Here is a 21,401-nt window from a genome sequence, read left to right as displayed (position 1 = left end):
ATTGCCGGTCCTTTTTTGTGTGCTTCTATATCCGAAGCCTGCTCAGGTTAGCAAGCATCTGCCTTTAGTTGCCAGACTACAACTTCAAACCGAGATCACCCACCGCAGGGCCATACTGCACCTGAACCCGTTGCGGCAATTCGGGATCAAAACCACAGATAAGCCGCATGCCTGCGCTGTCGACATAATATTCCAGAGTGCCTTCACGGCGCGAACGCCAGCGTACATGGGTTAATTTCTGCTCATCCCACAGCTTCCACCAGTTGGCATCCCACTGCGCGGCACGACCGAAACCCGGCGCACAATTACGCTGGGCACGGGCTTCGTTTTGCTTGCCCCAGCACTCAAGATCCTTGCGACACTGAATATCTTCAAGCCGCCCCGCCTTGGACGTTAGCTGCTTGATGCAGGCACCGACAACCAGCGGATTCATGCTGCTGGCCTGACAATCGCGAATGGCCTGCTCACTGGCAGCCATAACCTGCGACGACAGCCCCATGGCACCTGTCAGTACCAGAAACGGTATCAATCCTTTCATCAATCGAATTCCTGAAGGTTTTCAGCAGTGTAGCCTAAGAGGCCGGGAATTTTCAGTGGCAATTGAGTCCCCAGGCAACGCCTTAGCCCGGCATTGCTGCGCGCACCAGGGGCAAAAATACGCAAGTGCTACCGCCCTGCGGCTTTTCGCATACCCGCCCACTGCCTATAATGGCGCCCTTCTTAAAAACGGCGGAGCACCCCACATCCATGCAGCGCATCGACATGATTCTGGTGGCACGGGCGCAGGCCAGTTCGCGCACTCACGCCCAGCGCCTGATCAAGGACGGCCGGGTACGGGTACAGCTCAACGATGAGTGGCAGACGGTCACCAAAGCGGGTCTGAAGCTCGACAGCGATATCGAGCTGAGCGTCAGCACCGATCCGCAGGATCGCTTCGTCTCCCGTGGCGCCCTCAAACTGCTGGGTGCGCTGAATGCGCTACAGCTGGATCCGACCGGACTGGTGGCCATTGATGTCGGCCAGTCGACCGGCGGCTTTACTGACTGCCTGCTGCAGCATGGCGCCGCAGCCGTGGTGGGCATAGAGGTGGGGCACGATCAGCTTGATGCACGCCTGAGGGCCGACCCGCGCGTTACCTGCCTGGAGGGCGTCAACGCCAGAGCGCTGAACGCGGAACAATTGCTGCCTCTGAGCCGTGATGGCGCAGGCTTTGATCTGGCGGTGATGGATGTGTCCTTTATTTCCCAAACCAAGATACTGCCAGCCCTGGCACCGCTAATCCGCAGCGCTGGCCGTCTGATCAGTCTGGTAAAGCCGCAGTTTGAAGTCGGCCCCAGCGGTATCGGCAAGGGCGGCATAGTGCGCGATGAACGCCTTTACACCGACGTTGAAACGAACATTCGAGCGCTGTGCGAAACCCTTGGCCTTGGAGTGCAGCACTACATGCCAAGCCCCATCACCGGTGGCGACGGCAATCGTGAATTTCTGCTGATCGCAGTACAGTCCAGATCAGCCTGAGTCAGACACCGGCGGCGCAAGATCTGTATACTTGCCCCATTCACTACAGAGACAGATCCCATGGAACTGAAACGCACCCTGCCGTCGGCCGTCGACAATGCACTGGAATACCTGACAGAGGCCACAGGCCTGCCGAAAAAGCGCCTTAAGGACGCCATGAACAAGGGTGCCGTCTGGCTGATACGCGGCACCCACGAGCGCCGCCTGCGCCGTGCCAACAGCCCGCTCAAGGCCGGCGACCGGATCGAACTCTATTACGACGAAGCCCTGCTGGAGCTAAAGCCACCTCAGCTCAGCGCCATGGAAGACCGCATGGGTTATACCCTCTGGTACAAGACCGCTGGCGTAATGTCACAGGGTACGCGCTATGGGGATCATATGGCGCTGCCGCGCATGGCGGAGCTGGCCTATGGCTACAAGCGGGAGATATACCCGGTACACCGGCTGGATCGCGAAACCCGCGGCCTGATACTCCTGGCCCACAATAAAAAGATGGCAGCCATACTGTCCAAACTGTTTCAGGATGGCGAAGTAGAAAAGGGTTACCAGGCCGTGGTGCTGGGTGAAGCACCGCTGGAGGGAACTATCGATCTGGCTCTGGACGACAAGGCGGCCATTACTCATTACACGCGGCTGGAATATGATGCCGAGCGTAACACCAGCGTGCTGGAGATTCGCATCGAACATGGCCGTACCCACCAGATTCGTCGCCACCTGGCCCATATTGGCCATCCGGTGATGGGGGATCCGCGTTACGGCGAGGGCAACAAGAACCGCGAGGGACTGCTGCTGGTCGCGTACCGACTCAACTTTATCTGCCCGATGCGCCGCCAGCCCACCGAATTCCAGCTGCCCCAGCCGTTCGTCACCAAAACCAACAGCTGAAGCCTGCTTGTATCACCAAAGCACGGTGGGCTATTCGCCCACCAGCTGCTTCAACTCCCAGCGACCCTGTTCGGGCGCAATCAGGTTCTGCAGCATCGGCAGTACCTCCTTGAGCTCGCCCGGCAGTGTCCAGGGCGGGTTAATCATGAAAAGGCCGCTGGATGTCATGCCGAAATCCTCAGTGTCGGGCCCCAGACCCAGCTCAACCTGCCACAGATTGCGCACACCGGCGCTTTTGAAGCCGCGCACCATGTCGTCGATGCGCGCCCGCACCACCACCGGATACCAGATCAGGTAGGTGCCAATGGGGAAGCGCTTGTAGCCCTCGAGCACAACCTTCTGCACCTGTCGGTAATCTCCCTTGTTCTCATAGGGCGGATCAATCAATACCAGTGCGCGCTTGGACGGCGGCGGCAACAGCGCCTTGAGGCTGACAAAGCCGTCGCTGCGTTCGACCCGCACCCGACGGTCCGTTGCGAAACGCTCGCTCAGCAGGCGATAGTCGCTGGGGTGAAGCTCAAACAGACGCAGCGCGTCCTGCTTGCGCAGCAACTTCGCCGCCACCTGGGGTGAGCCAGGATAATGCTCCAGCTCCCCCTTGGGGTTGATCTGGCGCAACACCGACATCAATGGTGTCAGGGCATCAGGCAGAGGCTGGCCCCAGAGCCGCCCTATGCCTTCTTTATACTCCGCGGTCTTTTTGGCCATGGCCGCGCCCAGGTGATAACTGCCGGCACCGGCGTGGGTATCCAGATACAGCAGCGGCGTATCTTTGGAGGTCATGTACTCGAGTGTGCGAGCAAGCACCAAGTGTTTCAGGACATCGGCATAATTGCCGGCATGATAAGCGTGACGATAGCTGAGCATCGGCTTTCCGGAGGCATTAAAAGACGGGGGGCGCCAGCATACGCCGTCCCCCCGGGGTATTCCACTGTAATTAGTCTGCCGGCAACGGCACAATCAGTACCGGGCGATCACTGTGCTGCATCACGCGCTGGGCGCTGGATCCCATAAACATCTTCGCCAGCGCCGAATGGGTGCGCGTGCCCATGACAATCATATCGACATCCATCTGCCTGGCCGTGGCGAGTATCTTCTCTTCAACATTGCCCTTTTCGATCAGCACCAGAGGCTTGCTAAGCGCCTGAGCTTTGCCCGCGGGCAATTCCTCGGCCCAAAAGCTCTCCACCCGCCGCGTCATCTTGATACGCAAATCTTCAATACCGGTCTTGCGCAGTTCCGCCAGTACCTTGGGGTCGAAATGAGTATCGATCAGAGCTTCGGTTGACGGGCTCAGTACCTCCACCACATGCAAGAAGGTGATAGTGGCACCATGCTCAAGCGCCAGTTTCACCGCCATGCGCAGTGCCGGCACCGAGTGCTCACCCAGGTCCGACGCATACAGAATTTGCTTGATATCAGGCAACATGACTCATACCTCCTTTAGTTAAGAGCCCAGGCCAGTGAAGAGCCACTGCACCCCGCCCACTCAACCGCCAGTTCAATGCAACCACTATAACTCAGTACTGCGTATCCGGAATCTGTACCACCAGACCCTCGAGCTGCGGCCCTACTTCGAGCTGACAACTGAGACGACTGTTGGGCTTGCGCTCCGCGGCCACGAGCTCGAGCATTTCAAGTTCCGCCTCGCCAGGCTCCCCCACCGCACCAGATACCACATAGACATGACAGGTTGCGCAGCTGCATCCGCCACCACACTGGGCCACGATACCTTCGATCTCCTTGTCTATTGCGCCTTCCATCACGCTCCAGCCATCGGGTACAACCAGTTCCTGACGCTGCCCATCCGGTTCGATGTAGGTAATCTTCGCCATTGCCATCCCCCTTTCCCATCTACATACCAAGTGTAGCCAGTGCCGGGCACAGATGCGGCTGCCCCGGCCATAACAGCTGGAAAACAGGCAACAAAGTGACATCCTGCGTTGCACCGCTCAAGCACTTGCCTTAATATCCTCACCGTTCTTGGGGGAGTAATCTTCCGGTCGGCGGCGCCGACCAGAGTGACTGTCAACATGCTTGGGCCCCACGCCCATGGCAGTCACGTCCTGCGGGATTGATGAGACCTGAGACACGACAAGCTGCTCCTGGCGGGCCGGCTTGCTGTGTCTTGGTGTATTCAATTCAAGCCCGCCCAGGAATACGTTTATGGAAGCCATGCTAGCCTCTGCCTCTGCCGTTGCCATCGCCGAGATCGGTGATAAAACCCAGCTCCTGTCACTTTTTCTCGCCTCGCGCTTTGTGCAGCGCAACGCCATCATTGCCGGCATTCTGCTCGCGACCCTGCTCAACCACGCCCTCTCCGCCTGGCTCGGCGTTTGGGTTGCCCACTGGATTCCCGCCACCTGGTTGCCCTGGATCATTGGACTAAGCTTTATCGCTGTCGGCCTCTGGGTGCTGATTCCCGACAAGGAAGACGACGAAAACGCCGGCGTGTTGCGCTATGGCGCCTTTATAGCCACCTGCGTGCTGTTCTTTATCGCCGAAATTGGCGACAAGACCCAGATAGCGACAGTGATACTGGCGGCGCGCTTTGACGATGCCACCCTCTGGGTCATCTTCGGCACAACCCTGGGCATGATGCTCGCCAATGTCCCTGTGATCTACGCTGGCGCCTGGCTGATGCAGCGCCTGCCACTGACCTGGGCGCGACGTGGCGCCTGCCTGTTATTTGCAGGCTTTGGTTTCGCGGCCATACTAATGCAGTAGCATTTTTACCTCGGCGAACTCGGGCCCGAATCTGCAGATGGCACATTCGGGCAATAATTTACGAACAAAACTAAAAAATCACCAAATAAAACTAAAATACATCTCGATAATACTTGTTATTTAATTAAATTTACGTAAATTAACACAACTAAGTTTCATCCTGGTCTACGACCGTTGATCGGTAACCCTAATAAGAGGAGCCCGAGATGGCCAACATCTCAGATTCTGACGCCTGGAAGTTTCTGCAACAGCACGCTGGCGAGATTGGCGACGTTCATCTGCGCGATCTGTTCACCCAGGATCCGAACCGCTACGAAAAATATTCGATTCGAGTACAGAATATCCTGCTGGATTACTCGAAGAATCCGGTCACGGACGAAACCATGCAGGGCCTGCTGGATCTGGCCAAAGCCGCCGGTGTTGAAAACTGGCGCGAGCGCATGTTCCACGGTGACCGTATCAACTCCACCGAAAATCGCGCCGTACTGCACACGGCCCTGCGTAACCGTACCAACACGCCTGTCTATCTCGATGGCGAGAATGTCATGGAAGTGGTCAACCACGAACTCGGCCGCATGAAAGTGTTTGTCGATTCGGTTCGCAAGGGCGAGTGGCGCGGCTATTCAGGCAAGCGCATCACCGATGTCGTCAATATAGGCGTCGGCGGTTCGGATTTGGGCCCGCGCATGGTGACCCAGGCACTGCGCCGTTATGCCGATGACCGCATCAAGGTGCACTTCGTCTCCAACGTCGACGGTGTCGAGATTGCCAACGTACTGCGCCCGCTTAATCCGGAACGCGTTCTTTTCGTGGTGGCCTCCAAGACCTTTACCACCAGCGAAACCATGACCAATGCCCAGACGGCACGTAACTGGCTGATGTCTTCCGCCTTTGACGACCGTGCGGTCAGCAGTCACTTCGTGGCCGTATCCACTAACCACGAGGCGGTCAAAGCCTTTGGTATCAAGCGTGAAAACACTTTCCAGATGTGGGACTGGGTCGGCGGTCGCTATTCTTTGTGGTCCGTGATCGGCCTGCCCATCGCTCTGTGCCTGGGCTTCAAGCAGTTCGAAGAGCTGCTCACCGGCGCCCACGAAATGGACATCCATTTCAGGGATGCGCCCATGGAGAAGAACGCACCGGTATTGCTGGCACTGATTGGTCTGTGGAACAGCACCTTCCTGGGTCGTCAGTCCCAGGCGATTCTGCCCTACGACTGGCCTCTGGCGCGCTTCGCCGCCTACCTGCAGCAGGCAGATATGGAAAGTAACGGCAAATCGGTCGACCATGAAGGCAACCAGGTTCCCTACAGCACGGGCTCGATTATCTGGGGCTCCCTGGGTATCGATGGACAGCACGCGTTTTATCAGTACCTGCACCAGAGCAAGACAGTAGTGCCGGCCGACTTTATCGGTTCTATTGATAGCAGCACCCCGGTGCGTGGCCACCATGAAAACCTCATGGCCAACTTTTTTGCCCAGACAGAAGCACTGATGAACGGCATAAGCGCAGATGAAGTGCGCAAGGATCTTGAATCCAAGGGCATGAAGCCCGAGGCCATCGAGGACCTGATTCCGCACAAGGTGCACGCCGGCGACCGTCCGACCAACACCCTGCTGCTGGATCGACTGGATCCACGCGCTTTGGGTGCCCTGATTGCCATGTATGAACACAAGATCTTTGTGCAGGGCGTCATCTGGGATATCTGCTCCTTTGACCAGTGGGGCGTCGAACTCGGCAAGACCCTGGCCAAACAGATACTGCCGGAACTGACCGGCGGCCCCGTGTCGGACAAGCATGACAGCTCGACTCACAGCCTGATCACCTACTTCAACGAACAGCGACGCAAGTCGGCCGAAAAAGCAGGCCGCTAAGACTTGGGTCAAGGCTGACCCCAGAAGGAGATCCGATGCAGCAGAAAGTGATTCAGATGCCGGCCCGCAAGCGTATTGCGCTTATTGCCCACGACAACATGAAGCACGAGTTGATTGACTGGTCGCGCCAGAATCTGCAGCAACTGAGCCAGCACCGGCTGTTTGCCACCGGTACCACCGGCCATATGCTGGAACAGGAGTTGCAGCTGCAGATCAACAAGCTGATCAGCGGCCCGCTGGGCGGTGATCAGCAGATCGGTGCCATGCTGGTTGATCAACAGATCGACATGGTGATCTTCTTCTGGGACCCGTTCGAGCCCATGCCCCACGACCCGGACGTCAAGGCGCTGCTGCGCATTGCTGCGGTCTGGAATGTGCCTGTGGCCTGCAATCGCAGCACCGCGGACTTCGTGATCGGCTCAGCTTTGATGAACCAGAGCCACGATTACCGGGTACCGGACTACGACGCTTACATCAAGCAACGTATAGGCTAAAGCCCCGATTGCACGAGCTCAGCGCTTATTGCCCGCAAAGCCGGCAACCCTCAGGGTTGCCGGCTTTCTACCTTATCCAGCTCCTCGTCTTCCTGCACCGCCCGATACAACTCATCCGAGCTGTACTGCGAGCCTGGCTGTGGCACAAAGCGAGGTTTGCTCAGTGCCATACCGCGCCGCGCACTGTGGTACAGGCTAAATAGCGCCAGCATAAAGGCCACAACACCGTTAAACACAAACAGACCCGACGGCCCCAGAGCCGACATGGCGGTACCACTGAGAAAAGGCCCGACTATAGCGCCAATACCAAAGCCTGCCAGCAAGGCGCCGGCGGTCTGCATGCGCCGCCCAGGATCACCCCAGTCATTGGCGTGAGCGCCGGCCAGAGAGTAGAGCGTAAAGGCCAGACAGCCGTAACTGAAACTGCCAAGCAACAGCCACTTGACCTCCACTTGCTGCATCACCAGCCAGGCCAGTGTCGCGCAGCATAGCGTGGTGCCCACGGATGCCAGAGCAATCACCTTGCGCCGCTCGATACGGTCCGACAGACGCCCCAGCGGCACCTGCAGCACCAGCCCGCCGAGAATGCCACAGGCCAGAAAAAGCGCTATATCATCGGCCGACAGACCCGCATCCTGGGCCGACAGCGGCCCCATGGTATAGAAGGACGCATTGATCAGGCCGGCGGCCATGGCGCCAAAAAAACCCACTGGGGATGCCTTGAGTACCGGTGAAATGCGCAGCGGTCCGGGCGGCTCCGGTAGCGGCGCCGTGGTACGGGTCAGCAGTACCGGGATCAGCGACACCGAGAATGTAATGGACGCCAGCAGAAAGAGCCGGTAGCCCCCCGGATCATCCAGCATCAGCAACAGCTGCGCCGAGCCCGCCCCCAGATAGTTGATAATCATGTAGATCGACAGCACAGCGCCGCGGTTGTGATCCTCGGCCCTGGCATTGAGCCAGCTCTCGGTCACCACGATGAGCCCTGCCATGCTGAAGCCCGCAACCAGGCGCAACACAAACCAGAGCGAGGGTGATATCACCAGCATGTGCAGCAAGGGCGTAATGGAGATTAGCGAGGCAAAGACTCCAAAGGCGCGGATATGACCCACCTTGTTAACCACCCCGGCCGCATAGCGAGCCCCCAGGAACAGGCCGATAAAATAACTGCCCATAACAAGGCCGATCAGCTCAGTGGGAAATCCCTCCAGCCGGGTTCGCAGGCTGAGCAGAGTGGTAAACATGCCATTGGCCAGCAACAGCAATCCATAGCTGGCCAGCAGTGCGGTCAGCTGACGAATAGGCCCCATTAATCAATCATCCCTGGTCTGTATTAAAAGATACGGCACCTATTTGGTGCATCGCTATCTTGGCCCGTTAAGCTGCGGGGCGCCAGCGTGACAAGCGACTAATAGCCCACTAATTGCGCCAGCAGGACACAAAACGCCCGGGCATTGCTGCCCGGGCGTTTTAATTCAGGTTGCGATCAAGAGCCGGTTCAGAGCATAAAGCCCAGCGCCAGGAAACCGAATGCCGACACCACACCACCGAGCATCGCATAGGGCAACTGGGTCATGGCATGACTCATGGGGCTGATGCCGCAGGCCTTGGCAGAGAGTACCGTTGAGTCACCATAAAAGCAGGCATGGGAGCCAAAGGCCGAGGCTGAAATCATGGCGCCCACTACCAGCGGAATATCCGCATTCACCGCCAGCGCCAGCGGCAAGATAATCGGCATGCCGACCACAAAGATGCCCCAGAAGGACGCCGTGGCAAACGCCAGCGCTGCCATCACCACGAAAGCGACCATGGGCAGCATTTCAGCGGTCATGAAGGCGGTGGTGGCATTGATCACGTATTCGGTGGTACCCAAAGTATCGTTGACTTCGGCCAGCATAAAGCCGCAGAACAGGGTGCCCAGTGGCATGATCATGCCGACAAAGCCCTTCAGAATGCCATCAAACATCTGCCCCATGCTCAGCAGACGCTGAATGCCGAAAAAGGCCAGGGTAACAAAGATCGACGCCATGGCACCGGACATGATGTCGATATCAAAGTACCAGGTGAAGAATATCAGCGAGGCGATGGGGACGAAGAAATTCAGCGTATTGGATTTTTCCACGCCACCAACCATTTCAACGTCATGGGGCTTATCCGCCTCGCTCAACACTTCACCGGTGCTTTCGGCGCGCAGCTCTGCGGCTTTCATGCGCCCCAGCAACGGCAGCTTGCCGCTGATGGCCAGTATCACCACCGCCAGGCAAACCCAGGCATAGAGCATGTAGGGAATGGAGCTGATGAACAGATCAATGCCCTGCCCCTCGAGCGCAACATTGTTTTCTTCCAGCAGGCCGGAAAAGAACACCGCCCAGGTCGAGAATGGCAGAATAATGCACACCGGCGCTGCCGTGGAGTCGACCACATAGGCGAGAAACTCGCGCGATGTTCTGACCCTATCCGTCGCCTTGCGCATGGAGGCGCCAATGGTCAGCGCATTGAGATAATCATCGATAAAGATCACCAGCCCCAATGCCATGGTGGAAAACAGCGTGCCCTTTTTGGTATGCACCCGGGTGATCAGCCAGCGGCCGAAGGCCTCGGCGCCGCCGCCCATGGTCACCAACGCAATCATGCTGCCCATCAGGCCGCAGGCGATAAAGATCCAGGCCACAGTCTCGTTCATAAAGACATCAAGAAAGGTGCCTCCCAGGGCCGGGATAAAATCCGCCACTGAATTGGTCATCACCAGGCCCACCAGCACGCCGATAAACAGCGATTCGATGGTACGTTTGGTATAGAGCGCTGTGACAACCACCACGGCCGTTGGCAACAGACTGAGGCTGCCAAAGCCGCCGTCGGCACCATAGGTACGGTAGCAGTAGAGTGCAAAGGCGATCACGGCCAGCGCTATGGCACCAACGGCTATGGTCTCACTAGGTCGTGCCGGTTCAAGTTTCATGCTCGTGTCAGTGGACGTGCTCATGAGTATCCCTCGTTATACTTGTATTTCGCCGCAACGGGAACGCAACGCCAGCCTCCCCCCGAAACGGCAAGACTGTCGTCGACTTATTGCAACGTTGTTCAGAAGCTTTAAATGCTGGGCTGCTGCTGGGTAATACAGTGAATGTTGCCGCCGCCGAGCAGGATTTCCCGCGCATCGACGCCAATGATCTCCCGCTCGGGGAAAAGCCCCTGCAGAATTTCGCGGGCCTGACCATCCAGGGCCTTGTCCAGCAGCGGAAACACCACCACGGAATTGCCGATGTAAAAGTTGATATAGGATCCGGCCATGCGCTCGCCTTGAGTGCGCGGGTGACTGCCCTCGCACAGATCCACCCCCACGGCTTCCTCGGCGCTCATGTACAGGGGTCCAGGCTGGGGCAACTTGTGTACTTCAAGTTTGCGCCCCCTAGCATCGGTAGCCTGGCTCAATACGTCCAGAGCCGCACGGGAGATGGCGTACTGCGGATCGGCCGGGTCATCGCACCAGTGCAACGCCACTACACCCGGGCGCACGAAGCAGGCGATATTGTCGACATGGCCGTTGGTTTCGTCATTGAAGGTGCCACGATCGAGCCAGATGACCTTGGAAATATTGAGGTACTCATCCAGATAGGCTTCGATCTGGCCAGGGCTCAAGTGCGGATTGCGGTTGCCATTAAGCAGGCATTCTTCGGTGGTCAGCAGCGTGCCCTCACCGTCCACATGAATGGCGCCGCCTTCCAGTACCAAGGGCGCCCGAAAACGCCGATCGCCGTTAATCTCACAGACCTTGCGGGCAACGCGATCATCCAGATCCCAGGGGAAGTAAAGGCCGCCATTGAGGCCGCCCCAGGCATTAAAGTGCCAGTCGATACCGGCCCGTTCACCGGCATCATTGATCACAAAGCTCGGGCCCATATCCCGCATCCAGGCATCGTTAGAGCTGATTTCCACCACCCGCACCTGGGATGGCAGCATGGCACGGGCATTTTCGTACTGGCTGTCGGTTACGGCGACAAAGACCGTTTCGCTGCGGGAAATGGCCTCGGCCACGGCGGCAAAAGCGCGCTGGGCGGGCTTGGCACCCAGGCGCCAGACATCACCGCGCTGGGGCCAGAGCATCCAGCAGGCATCATGGGGTTCAAACTCACCCGGCATCCGGAAACCCAGTATTTTGGGGCTGGGATTATTATTAGCGTCACTCATGGAAGGCAACCTGTTTTCTTTAACTATAGGTCTGGGAGCCTGGCGAACAGGCGCCCACCCGGCAAAGTAGCGTCTCTCAGGCCTGATAATGGCCGTCTTCGATCAGGGACTCGACGGTGGCCAGAATGCTCTGGCGCAAAATGCCCACCACCAGGTCCACCGTCTCGCGGCTCCAGATCAGCGGCGGCGACAGCACATTCAGATGCGCGATGGGCCTTACGATCAGGCCGCGCTTCTGGCATTGCTCGGCGATGCGCTTGCCGACATTAGCTTCCATCGGCAACAGCGCCTTGGTCGCCTTGTCGGCCACACTCTCAATGCACATCATAAAGTGACTGCCGCGCACATCACCGACGATAGGCAGGTCCAGCAGAGTTTTCAGCTGTTGCTCCAGGTAAGGGCCGACATCACGGACGTTGCCACAGATATTCTCACGTTCCATGATCTCGATGTTTTTCAGCGCTGCAGCACAGGCTACCGGATGTCCGGAATAGGTAAAGCCGGTACTGAACACCGCGCCTTCACGCTGCGGCTTGCTGATCACCGCATAGATTTCATCGCTCAGCAGGGTCGCACCCAGGGGAATATAACCAGAGGTCAGACCCTTGGCGCAGTTAATCACATCTGGCTGAATACCAAACACGGCTTCAGAGGCAAAGAAGTGGCCCAGACGCCCAAAGGCCGTTACCACCTCATCGGCGATGTAGAGCATGCCGTATTTTTTGCAAACATCGTACATGCGCCTGTGATAGCCCTCGGGCGCCACCAGCACACCGCCGGCGCCCATAATTGGCTCGGCGATAAAGGCCGCAACCCTGTCGGCACCGCCCAAATCACGGATGCTGCTCTCAAAATCCTCTACCAGATAATCGCAGTACTGCGCCTGGGTCATTCCATCTGGGCGGCGATAGCAATTGGCCTCGGCCACGTGATGCACGAACTGATCGGCGGTATCAAAGCCCCAGTTATTGCTTTCAATACCGGTCAGGCTTGAGGACACATAGGTGGTGCCGTGGTATCCGTTTTTGCGCGAGATAATGATTTTCTTGTCTTTCTGACCCAGCTGATTGAAATAATAATGCACGATACGAATGGTTGTATCATTGGCAACCGAACCGCCACAGCTGTAAAAAACATGATTCAGATTTGACGGCGCAAGCTCCGCCAGTTTGGCGGACAATTCGATAGCAGGCACATTGGAAAGGTTATTAAACGGCGAATAATACGCCATGCGCTCAGCCTGTTCGGCCATGGCCTGGCCCATTTCCTGGCGCCCGTGACCAATATTGACACACCAGAGCCCGGCGATGCCGTCGAGGTATTTATTACCCTTGCCATCGAAAACATATTCGCCACGGCTTTGGGTAATAATATCGCAGCCTTCTTTTTCAAAAACCGAGAAATCAGTAAAGGGGTGGATAAAGTGTGCCTTATCCTGCTCCCACAATTTGTTAATATCATGTGCCATGCGAATTGCCTCGCGGTGTTCTGCGTTATAAAGTTAACCAACAGACCCTAAGGTACTACTGGAGTAAAAACTCCATCTATACCCCCGAAGAGATATACGTAGCGCAATGACTAAAATCGGCCTTGGCGTTTCATCCTCACAAAGCTGGCATAAAGATCTGGCACGGTTGATCGATCATATTCGCATGCGCAATTTTCCCGAGGTGCTGAATGATTGCCTGCAGAGCCTGGTCAGCTTCGACACCCTGCTGATCGCCACCTACAAGCACACTTTCAAGCCCATAGTGGTGCTGAGCAATCACCCGCAGCGCATGGGCCCTGCGCTAAACCGCTACATCGATCAGCTGTATCTGCTGGACCCGCTGTTCAACGGCATGCAGCAGGGACTGGCGGGGGGTGTTTACCGCTTGCGGGAAATCGCGCCTGATGGCTTCGAGAGCAGCGATTACTACCGCAACTGCTATCACGAATTCGATCTGGTGGATGAAATTATTCTGGTGATACCACTGGAAAATGACGTCAGCTTTACACTGTCGCTGGGACGAAAATCGAGCCTGGGTTCAATTACCCGGACCGAACGCAACACCCTGAGTCAAATTTTCCCGGTCATCAGCGCCCTGGTGCACCAGTTCTGGCTGGCCCAGTCATCGGACTATGTGCACAACGAGGAGTCCCGCGATGCGATGGAATATGCCCTCTCGACCTTCGGCAGCGGCGTGCTGACGCCGCGTGAGCAGGAAATCACCGGGCTGATACTCAAGGGACACTCCTCCAAGGCCGTCGCCGAGTTGCTGGACATCAGCGCCGGCACCGTGAAAGTACATCGCAAGAACATCCATGCACGCCTGAACACCTCAACCCAGTCAGAGTTGTTCTCCATGTTTCTCGGCCACCTCACGAGCCTGGCGTCGAACTGAGAGCGCACCGCAGCAAGGGCCCACTCCCGGCTCGATAACAGGCTCAATACCCTTAACCGGATACCTTCACACCTGGGCCGCTGTGGAATTAACAGGCTCGCTGTCAGCACCCGCTTGCCGCCGCGACACCGGCCGCACAACCACACCGGCGCTGACCAGTGCCTGCAGCTGCGCATCATCATAGCCGGCCTGGCGCAGTACCTCTTCGCCCTGTTCGCCTAACCCAGGAACCCGTGCCAGTGCAGCTCCCTGCGTCGCTTCGGTAAGGCTGAACGGCAGGCCCGGAACCTGCACCTCGCCGCCTGTGTCATCGACCACCAACTGGAAGATACCGCAGGCCTGCACATCCTGGCTGGCCTGCACCTGGGCATAGTCGCGTACCACGCCGACGACGACCCCAAAAGATTCCAGCCGTGCCCGCACCTCCTCACCGGTAAACTGTCCTAGGGCCTCATGCAGGATGGCGATAAGCGCCGGACGGTGCTGTACACGCTGATTGCTGCTGGCAAAGCGCCTATCGGTCGCCAACTCTGGCTGACCAATGGCCTCACAGAGGCGCTTCCAGTGATCTTCCATATAGGCGGACAGCACAATATAACCGTCTTTGACTTCGATCAGGTCGGCGGCGGGCGCCACCAGTGGCTGGGCATTGCCCGCCCGCTGCGGCAGCTGATTGGAGCAGCCGTACTCCGCCCAGATCTGCGCCTGCAGCGCGATGGCAACCGTCAGCAGCGAGGTTTCAATCGTCTCCCCCTGCCCTGTGCGCGCATGGCGGAACAGGGCCGCCAGAATCGCATTGGCCGTTGCCGTCGCAGTCGCGGCATCCACCACGGCAAAACCCGTCTTGAGGGGCGTGCCGCCGGCCTCGCCGGTGAGCGACATCATGCCGCTTTCCGCCTGGGCGGCGATATCCAGCCCGGGCCGCTTGCGCGAAGGCCCGGCAGTACCAAAGCCCGAGATGGAGGCGTAGATCAGTGCCGGCTTTTCCTGCCGCAGGCTTGCAGCATCCAGCCCGATGGATGCCATCACACCGACGCGGGTATTCTGCACCACCACGTCCGCGCCCAGCGCAAGTTTGCGGGCAATGGCAACACCCTGGGCGCAACGCAGATCCAGCGCTATGGAGCGCTTGCCACGGTTATAGGCGATAAACATGCCGCTGCGCCCCTTGCTGGCGGTATTCACCCCGAAACGACGACCGTTGTCGCCATTGGGGCTTTCGATCTTGATAACATCGGCACCCAGGTCAGCAAGGATCTGGGTCGCCCCGGGGCCGGCGATAAACTGACCGAACTCCACCACCTTAACACCGGCCAGCGGCCTGTTATCTTGTGTTGTCTGCATGACTCACCTCTTGCAACGTTGCTCTACCCTGTCAGGCACAGAGGCAGCCGCCATCGCAGGCCGCCTCACTCAGGGTTAATTCAGGATTTTTCGGTCTCTGGCCTTGTCGGCCAGTGCTGTTTACCGTCGTCAGTCGCCCGAGACCGGGTGAGCACTGGCGCCACTGCGCTGGCGGCCACGCCACCAGCCATACAAAGGCCAGAGCAGAAACAGGCCCGTAAGCAAAAACAGCACAGCCGCAATAGGACTGGCACCAAAGGCCCAGATATTATCTCCGGTCAGGATCATGCCCTGGCGCAGACTGCCCTCTATCATCGGGCTCAGCACAAAACCGATAACGACCGGCGCCAGGGGGAAAGCCAGCCAGCGCAGCACAAATCCAACCAGCCCCGCCACCAGCACTATGCCCAGATCAAAGGCACTGCTGTTAACCGAATAAGTTCCAACGGTTACCAGCACCACCACGGACGCCATCAAGAGCGGTTCGGGCAATTTGAGCAGGCGACTGAAGGCCGGTGCCAGCAAGGCCCCCAGAACGAACATTGCCAGATTGACGGCAATCAGTGCCAAAAACAGGTAGGTCACCAGATCGCCATTCTCACTGAACAGCCGTGGACCCGGGGTAATGTTCTGGATCGTCAAAGCCCCCAGCATCACCGCCGTCACAGGGTCACCAGGCACACCCAGGGACAGTGTTGGCACCAGAGCGCCGGCCGTGACCGCATTATTGGCGGACTCGGACGCCACTATGCCGTCAGGCTCGCCGCGACCAAAGTTGTCGCGCCGCGGCGAGGTACGCTTGGCATCGGCATAGCTGACCAGAGAGGCCGCCGTGGCACCGATACCCGGCAGGGTGCCAATGCCGGTACCGATCAGGGCGGACTTAACCATGAGCCAGAATCGCAGCCGCAGTTCTGCAAGGCTCGGCAATTCAAAGCCGGCCTTCATGATACTGGCGCCGCCAGGCTCCGCGGGGCCCGCAATGCGCCAGAGCACCTCCGACACCGCGAAGAGTCCCACCAGCAAGGGCACCAGGGAAACACCCGCACTCAGCTCGAAAAATCCGTAATCAAAGCGCATGGCGCCTGTCACCGGGTCTTGCCCCACGGTCGCCAGAAAAAGTCCGAACAAGCCGGCCAGTACGCCTTTGAGCAGGCTTTCCCGCGCCACCGAAACGATGCAGCTCAGTGCAAAGAGTCCCAGGGCAAAATACTCGATCGGGCCAAAACGCAGGCCAAAGCGCGCCAGCGCCGGCGCCGCAACAATCAGGACGCCACAGGCCAGCAGACCACCGAAAGTCGAGGCCACCGTCGCCCAGCCCAATGCCAGGGCCGGGCGGCCACTGCGGGCCATGGGATAGCCATCCAGCACCGTTGCCGCGGACTGCGGCGTTCCCGGTGTATTGATCAGGATGGCGGAAATGCTGCCACCGTAAACAGAGCCGCAGTAAGTACCCAGCAGCAAAGCGATACTGGTGGTCTGATCCAGCATATAGGTAAAGGGCAGGATGACGGTGATGCCCAGTACCGAGCCCAGTCCAGGCAAGGCCCCGACCAGGATTCCGAACAGGGTGCCCCCGGTAACCGCCATCAGCGCCGCCGGCGTCGCCAGCATCATAAGCGCGGTCATTAAGCTATCCATAGGTACTCCCACAGGTAATCAAGGTGATAGGTGCCAGCCTTAAAAAGGCCAGTCCCGCAGCGGAATGAGCAGCAGTCGAGTGAACACCAGCCAGACCAGCGATGTGACAATCAGCGTCACCAGGGCCACTTCGGCGGGCTTGCGATGACCCAGGCCCCAGCTCAGCGCCGGGATAAACAGCAGCGTTGCCACCCAGTAGCCGACGAACCAGAAACCGGCCACATAGAGACAGATCGCCAGCAGTCCTGCGACCATGCGCCCCGGCCGGACTCCAGCTGTTATGCCGGCCGCGCCCTCAGACGGGCCTGCGCGCCGCAACAGGGCCGAAACCATCAGCCCCAACCCGCAGAGCATCGCCAGCACCAGCAGTAACCAGGGGTACCAGGCCGGATTCATGGCGATGGAGGTCTCCATGGCATCCGTTTTCGGCAAGCCCGTGACGTAGAGCAGTGCCGCTATTGGAAGCACCCCTGCGCCTATCCAGAGATCCGTTAATTTCTTCATGGACCCGCCCCTACTGAGCCAGACCCAGCTTATCGATCAGCTTGGCGTTGGCTGCCGACACTTTGCTCACGTAGGCCTGAAAGGCCTCAGCGTCACGGTAGGCGACATCGGTTCCCAGCGATTTGAGCTGCACCCGGTAGGCGTCGCTGCCGGCCACTGTATGACAGGCCTCTGCCAGACGCGCCTTGTGTTCGTCCGCCAGCCCCTTGGGTGCAATCAGACCACCCCAGAGATCGGCATTGAGCGCATAGCCCTGCTCGGTGGCGGTCGCAAGTTCCGGCAGCCGCTCGATACGGCTATCGGCAAAGGCGGCCACCGCGGGCAGCTCCTTGTCCGACACCACGGTGCCGGTCGCCATATAGAGATCGACGTGCCCGCCCATCAGCGCCGTCACGCCAGGGCCGTCGCCGGTAAAGGGCACATGGCGCAGCTGCAGATCGAGCACATCCAGTAACTGCTCCATCGCCAGATGCGGCAAAGTGCCAGGCCCGGGTGAACCATAGGACAGCGCACCGGGATTCTCACGGGCATATTCGACCACTTCGTTCAGGGTTTTGAACGGTGAATCCGGCTTAGTTGCCAGTACCAGCGGGCTGCTGAACAACTGGCAGATGTAGTCAAACGAATCCGCATCATAGGGTAATCGGCGCAGGTTCGGCTGATTCACCAGCGGCGCCGCCGGTACTACCGCAACGGTGTAGCCATCGGGCCTGGACTTGGCAATCTGCGCCATACCAATGGTGCCGGCACCGCCCTGCTTGTTGGTCACCACGACATTGGTGCCCAGCACCTCGCCCAGCTGCAAGGCGGTGGCTCTCCCCAGGGTGTCGGTCACGCCACCCGCTGGAAAGGGGATAACCATGGTTACAGGCCTGGTGGGATAAGTCTCGGCCTGTACCAGGGCCGCGGTGGCACCCAGCACCAGTCCGGTGATTAGGGTGCGAGCTGTAAATCTAAACGTTGTGTTGATCATGGGATCACTCCGCTTTTGTTGTTATAGGATTGCTTGTCACAACCAATAGCCTGACGACTAGGCCCCCTGCCATCGCCGGGGTCCAGGATACTCAGGCGACCTTGCTCGCCTGGGCGCTGCGCAAGACATGCTTGGCAATATTGATCTGATGCATCTGGCTGGTGCCCTCATAGAGGCGAAACAGCCGCACATCACGGTAGAGTCGCTCGATGCAGCTATAGTTGGCGACATAACCGGATCCGCCAAACATCTGCACCGCCCGATCCGCCACGCGCCCGCACATTTCCGAGGCAAAATATTTGCAGATCGATGCTTCCTTGGCGACATCCTCGCCGCGGTCACGCTTGCGCGCCGTTTCCAGGATCAGCGCCCGCGCCGCCTGAATTTCCGTTTCGCTGTCGGCGATCATGGCCTGCACCAGCTGAAAGTCCGCCAGACGCTCACCGAACTGACGCCTCTGCGTGGCGTGCGTAACCGCCTCATCCAGCATGCGGATAGCCGGGCCCGTGCACAGTGCCGCCAGGTGCAGCCGCTGCTTGTTAAGCACCTTCATGGCGGTACGAAAGCCCTGGCCTTCAACGCCGCCGATCAGGTTGGCCGTCGGCACCCGGCAGTTTTCAAAATAGACTTCGGAGACCGGCGAACCGGCCTGCCCCATCATCTGGTAGGGCTCGCCCGTGCTCAGCCCGGGAGTGCCGCGCTCTACCAGAAAGGCACTGATGCCTCGGTAGCTCAGATCATCCGGATTGGTGCGCACCAGCACCGTAAACAGATCCGCTATGGGGGCATTGGTAATAAAGCACTTGGCGCCGTTGAGCACATAACTATCGCCATCGCGCACAGCAGAGGTCTGCAGTGCCGTGGCATCGGACCCGGCTTCCTTTTCGGTCAGCGCAAAACAGCCGGTCCATTCACCCGATGCCAGTTTCGGCAGATAGGCACGCTTCTGTTCTTCGGTACCATCGGCCACCAGCGCCTCTGACCCAATGCCGGTATTGGTGCCGACCCGTGCCCGAAAGGCTACTGAACACTGTGACAGCTCCAGCGCCGCCTGAATCAGCTCTTCGGTGGTCAGCCCGCGACCGCCATAGGCCGTCGGAATGCTCCAGCCAAAAAAGCCGCGCCGGCGCATATCATCCACCAGCTCCCCCGGCACCTCCGCCGTGCGGGCCACCCGGTCCTCATTGGGAATCGCCACAGTGCGCACCCAGTCGCGGACCTCTGCCAGCAACTGACGCTGACGCTGCTCATCACGAATCATGCTCTTCTCCTCTCGATCTTGTTGTATTGCTAACTGCCGGCATCAATCCGGTAGCCGGCCTCGGCCAGGCTGCCACGCAACTGCGTTGCCATGATTTCAAGCTGTGCACGACTGGTACGAAACGCCGGCAGTACGATACTCATAACCGCCCGCAACTGCCCCTGGGCGCCACAAATGGGCACGGCTATACCCGCCGCGCCCTCGACCCGCTCTCCCAAACTGATGGCGTAACCATCGTGACGAATTCGGCTGAGCATCCGCTGGATATCATCCGCCTCAGGCACATAGTCGGTATTGGGCACAAGCTCGGCCTGATCCAGATAACGGCGGGCCTCGGCCGCCGGCATATAGGCCAGCGCAACCTTGCCGCCGGCACCCAGATATAGCGGGAAAGAACTGCCAACGCCCAGCACGTAACGAATCGGCTGCGGGCTGGCCAGGGACACCACCACCGTCTGACGCTCGCCACTGATGCGATAAAGCAGCACCGTCTCGCGGGTCTCGCGCCTCAGGGTTTCCATCATCGGTTGCAGATCCGCGACCAGATCATCCTGCCCGATCAGCGGTGATGCCAACGCCAGACACCCATGGGCCAGGCGCCAGTACCCCTCAGGCGCTTCCTCAATGACCCCCTCGCTGCGTAGCGCCCGCAGCTGACCGGCCAGATCCGCTGCCTCGCAGGCAAGCAGCCTTGCCAGCTCAGTGACCGACAGATTCGCCGGATAGACGTCTCCCAGGGCACGCACTGTGGCGATGGCTCTGAGCACAGTCGCCCCTTCATCCTGTGACTGCATTACAGCCCCATAGGCCTTGCCGGCGCCGTCCTGACGGATCTGACCGCAGGCTTCCAGGGTTTTCAGTATCCGGAAAATAACCGTGGTCGGCTCATTGAGCTGGCGCGACAGCGCCGACAGTGTCACAGGCGCAGCCGCGGCCTTGAGCAAGGCCAGAACTTCCAGTCCGCGGCCCAGTGTCTTGAGCTGATAGGTGTCTTTTTGGGTCATGGTTGTCGTCCTCTGAACAGGATCTTCCCTCTGGCGCGCAGCAGCGTCAAAGGCCTTTTTTCGATTTTTAACAATATTTCCGATAATAGGAAAAATGACAGAAAATATGTAGGAATAAACGCTATGACGGCACAAGCACCTGACCCTGAGGCCACAAAACAAGCTGTGTAACAGCGCTATTTTTTGGCTCCACAGCACAAAAAAGGGCGCCTCCGGATAGAGACGCCCTTTCACCTAAGGGTATGAATCACTAATAATCTGACGGACAAACAGCGCCCCGGCGCATATACCGGCTAGCAGCCTGTCGGACTTAACACTGATCTACTCGGCTCGGGCATCCTGCTTCGCTCTACCGCCTGCATCCATGCAGTCGTGCGGAAAAGCCGATTCTCTCCGGTAAAGAGGGGTCACTTTGTGTTCTCTTTTTTGTTAAATAGAACCACTATTTGCCTTAAAGCACCGCAAAAACCCGCTCAAATCAGTTGGCTCTCGCTACGGCCAGCATTCTCGGACAGCCTCCTAGCTACGCATAGCCCCTTTCGCCTTTTAACTTGCCCCTTGCTCCTGCTTTCCCCTCGGACCGCGTACCTGCCCCTGCTCTCCC

The 21,401-nt window shown here is 58.7% G+C and carries 21 protein-coding genes; 6 read left to right on the top strand and 15 right to left on the bottom strand.

Annotated elements, in window-relative coordinates:
- Positions 1 to 76: 76 nt before the first annotated feature.
- The gene (locus MPRO_RS21910) at positions 77 to 538 is read right to left on the bottom strand and encodes a hypothetical protein (protein WP_067298326.1); all 462 of its coding nucleotides are present in this window, start codon (positions 536 to 538) and stop codon (positions 77 to 79) included.
- 209 nt (positions 539 to 747) lie between these two features.
- On the opposite strand from MPRO_RS21910, the gene MPRO_RS21905 reads away from it, so the two are divergent.
- Together MPRO_RS21905 and MPRO_RS21900 are read left to right on the top strand one after the other, a co-directional pair.
- The gene (locus MPRO_RS21905) at positions 748 to 1,518 is read left to right on the top strand and encodes a TlyA family RNA methyltransferase (RefSeq protein ID WP_067298325.1); all 771 of its coding nucleotides are present in this window, start codon (positions 748 to 750) and stop codon (positions 1,516 to 1,518) included.
- 60 nt (positions 1,519 to 1,578) lie between these two features.
- On the top strand, positions 1,579 to 2,403 hold the full coding sequence (locus tag MPRO_RS21900) for an RluA family pseudouridine synthase (RefSeq protein ID WP_067298324.1): 825 nt from the start codon (positions 1,579 to 1,581) through the stop codon (positions 2,401 to 2,403).
- Positions 2,404 to 2,433: 30 nt separating this feature from the next.
- Here MPRO_RS21900 and MPRO_RS21895 read toward each other — a convergent pair whose 3' ends face one another.
- The 4 genes from MPRO_RS21895 to MPRO_RS26045 form a co-directional block, all read right to left on the bottom strand.
- Entirely contained in the window at positions 2,434 to 3,270 is an 837-nt protein-coding gene (locus MPRO_RS21895; protein ID WP_067298323.1) for a 23S rRNA (adenine(2030)-N(6))-methyltransferase RlmJ, read from the bottom strand.
- Positions 3,271 to 3,340: 70 nt separating this feature from the next.
- Positions 3,341 to 3,832 carry a universal stress protein gene (locus MPRO_RS21890; protein ID WP_067298322.1) on the bottom strand — a complete coding sequence of 164 codons (492 nt, stop codon included), beginning with the start codon at positions 3,830 to 3,832 and terminating at the stop codon, positions 3,341 to 3,343.
- 91 nt (positions 3,833 to 3,923) lie between these two features.
- Entirely contained in the window at positions 3,924 to 4,238 is a 315-nt protein-coding gene (locus MPRO_RS21885; protein WP_067298321.1) for a 2Fe-2S iron-sulfur cluster-binding protein, read from the bottom strand.
- Positions 4,239 to 4,355: 117 nt separating this feature from the next.
- Positions 4,356 to 4,580, bottom strand: a complete 225-nt coding sequence (locus MPRO_RS26045) for a hypothetical protein (RefSeq protein WP_158651917.1) — start codon at positions 4,578 to 4,580, stop codon at positions 4,356 to 4,358.
- On the opposite strand from MPRO_RS26045, the gene MPRO_RS21880 reads away from it, so the two are divergent.
- The 3 genes from MPRO_RS21880 (at position 4,570) to MPRO_RS21870 (ending at position 7,498) form a co-directional block, all read left to right on the top strand.
- Positions 4,570 to 5,130 (top strand): TMEM165/GDT1 family protein, encoded by a 561-nt coding sequence (locus MPRO_RS21880; protein ID WP_067298319.1) that lies wholly within the window; start codon positions 4,570 to 4,572, stop codon positions 5,128 to 5,130. The genes MPRO_RS26045 and MPRO_RS21880 overlap by 11 nt on opposite strands.
- A 206-nt stretch (positions 5,131 to 5,336) precedes the next feature.
- Entirely contained in the window at positions 5,337 to 7,004 is a 1,668-nt protein-coding gene (gene pgi, locus MPRO_RS21875) for a glucose-6-phosphate isomerase (RefSeq protein WP_067298317.1), read from the top strand.
- 35 nt (positions 7,005 to 7,039) lie between these two features.
- Positions 7,040 to 7,498 carry a methylglyoxal synthase gene (locus MPRO_RS21870; protein ID WP_067298315.1) on the top strand — a complete coding sequence of 153 codons (459 nt, stop codon included), beginning with the start codon at positions 7,040 to 7,042 and terminating at the stop codon, positions 7,496 to 7,498.
- Between the two features lie 50 nt (positions 7,499 to 7,548).
- Here MPRO_RS21870 and MPRO_RS21865 read toward each other — a convergent pair whose 3' ends face one another.
- From MPRO_RS21865 to MPRO_RS21850, 4 genes are all read right to left on the bottom strand, one after another.
- Positions 7,549 to 8,808: an MFS transporter gene (locus MPRO_RS21865; protein WP_067298313.1), complete on the bottom strand. Its 1,260-nt coding sequence runs from the start codon at positions 8,806 to 8,808 to the stop codon at positions 7,549 to 7,551.
- 188 nt (positions 8,809 to 8,996) lie between these two features.
- On the bottom strand, positions 8,997 to 10,457 hold the full coding sequence (locus MPRO_RS21860) for a Na+/H+ antiporter NhaC family protein (RefSeq protein ID WP_082709056.1): 1,461 nt from the start codon (positions 10,455 to 10,457) through the stop codon (positions 8,997 to 8,999).
- 131 nt (positions 10,458 to 10,588) lie between these two features.
- Positions 10,589 to 11,686 (bottom strand): agmatine deiminase, encoded by a 1,098-nt coding sequence (gene aguA, locus MPRO_RS21855; RefSeq protein WP_067298311.1) that lies wholly within the window; start codon positions 11,684 to 11,686, stop codon positions 10,589 to 10,591.
- A 76-nt stretch (positions 11,687 to 11,762) separates the two neighbouring features.
- Entirely contained in the window at positions 11,763 to 13,154 is a 1,392-nt protein-coding gene (locus tag MPRO_RS21850) for an aminotransferase (protein WP_067298309.1), read from the bottom strand.
- Positions 13,155 to 13,260: 106 nt separating this feature from the next.
- Between MPRO_RS21850 and MPRO_RS21845 the strand changes: the two genes are divergently transcribed.
- A complete protein-coding gene (locus MPRO_RS21845; protein ID WP_067298308.1) occupies positions 13,261 to 14,070 on the top strand; it encodes a helix-turn-helix transcriptional regulator in 810 nt (269 codons plus the stop codon).
- Positions 14,071 to 14,136: 66 nt separating this feature from the next.
- Here MPRO_RS21845 and MPRO_RS21840 read toward each other — a convergent pair whose 3' ends face one another.
- The 6 genes from MPRO_RS21840 to MPRO_RS21815 form a co-directional block, all read right to left on the bottom strand.
- Positions 14,137 to 15,414 (bottom strand): CaiB/BaiF CoA transferase family protein, encoded by a 1,278-nt coding sequence (locus MPRO_RS21840; protein WP_067298306.1) that lies wholly within the window; start codon positions 15,412 to 15,414, stop codon positions 14,137 to 14,139.
- A gap of 129 nt (positions 15,415 to 15,543) precedes the next feature.
- Complete coding sequence (locus tag MPRO_RS21835) at positions 15,544 to 17,055, bottom strand: tripartite tricarboxylate transporter permease (protein WP_067298304.1); 1,512 nt, start codon at positions 17,053 to 17,055, stop codon at positions 15,544 to 15,546.
- A 39-nt stretch (positions 17,056 to 17,094) separates the two neighbouring features.
- Positions 17,095 to 17,559 carry a tripartite tricarboxylate transporter TctB family protein gene (locus MPRO_RS21830; RefSeq protein WP_082709054.1) on the bottom strand — a complete coding sequence of 155 codons (465 nt, stop codon included), beginning with the start codon at positions 17,557 to 17,559 and terminating at the stop codon, positions 17,095 to 17,097.
- A 10-nt stretch (positions 17,560 to 17,569) separates the two neighbouring features.
- Entirely contained in the window at positions 17,570 to 18,532 is a 963-nt protein-coding gene (locus MPRO_RS21825) for a Bug family tripartite tricarboxylate transporter substrate binding protein (RefSeq protein ID WP_067298301.1), read from the bottom strand.
- A 91-nt stretch (positions 18,533 to 18,623) separates the two neighbouring features.
- Positions 18,624 to 19,793, bottom strand: a complete 1,170-nt coding sequence (locus MPRO_RS21820; RefSeq protein ID WP_067298299.1) for an acyl-CoA dehydrogenase family protein — start codon at positions 19,791 to 19,793, stop codon at positions 18,624 to 18,626.
- A 29-nt stretch (positions 19,794 to 19,822) separates the two neighbouring features.
- Positions 19,823 to 20,797, bottom strand: a complete 975-nt coding sequence (locus MPRO_RS21815; RefSeq protein ID WP_067298298.1) for an IclR family transcriptional regulator — start codon at positions 20,795 to 20,797, stop codon at positions 19,823 to 19,825.
- Positions 20,798 to 21,401: the final 604 nt, after the last annotated feature.

Source organism: Marinobacterium profundum, assembly GCF_001528745.1.
Lineage (GTDB): Bacteria > Pseudomonadota > Gammaproteobacteria > Pseudomonadales > Balneatricaceae > Marinobacterium_A > Marinobacterium_A profundum.
The sequence above is the reverse complement of the archived record's forward strand: the minus strand, read 5'-3'. Positions and strand labels throughout refer to the sequence as shown.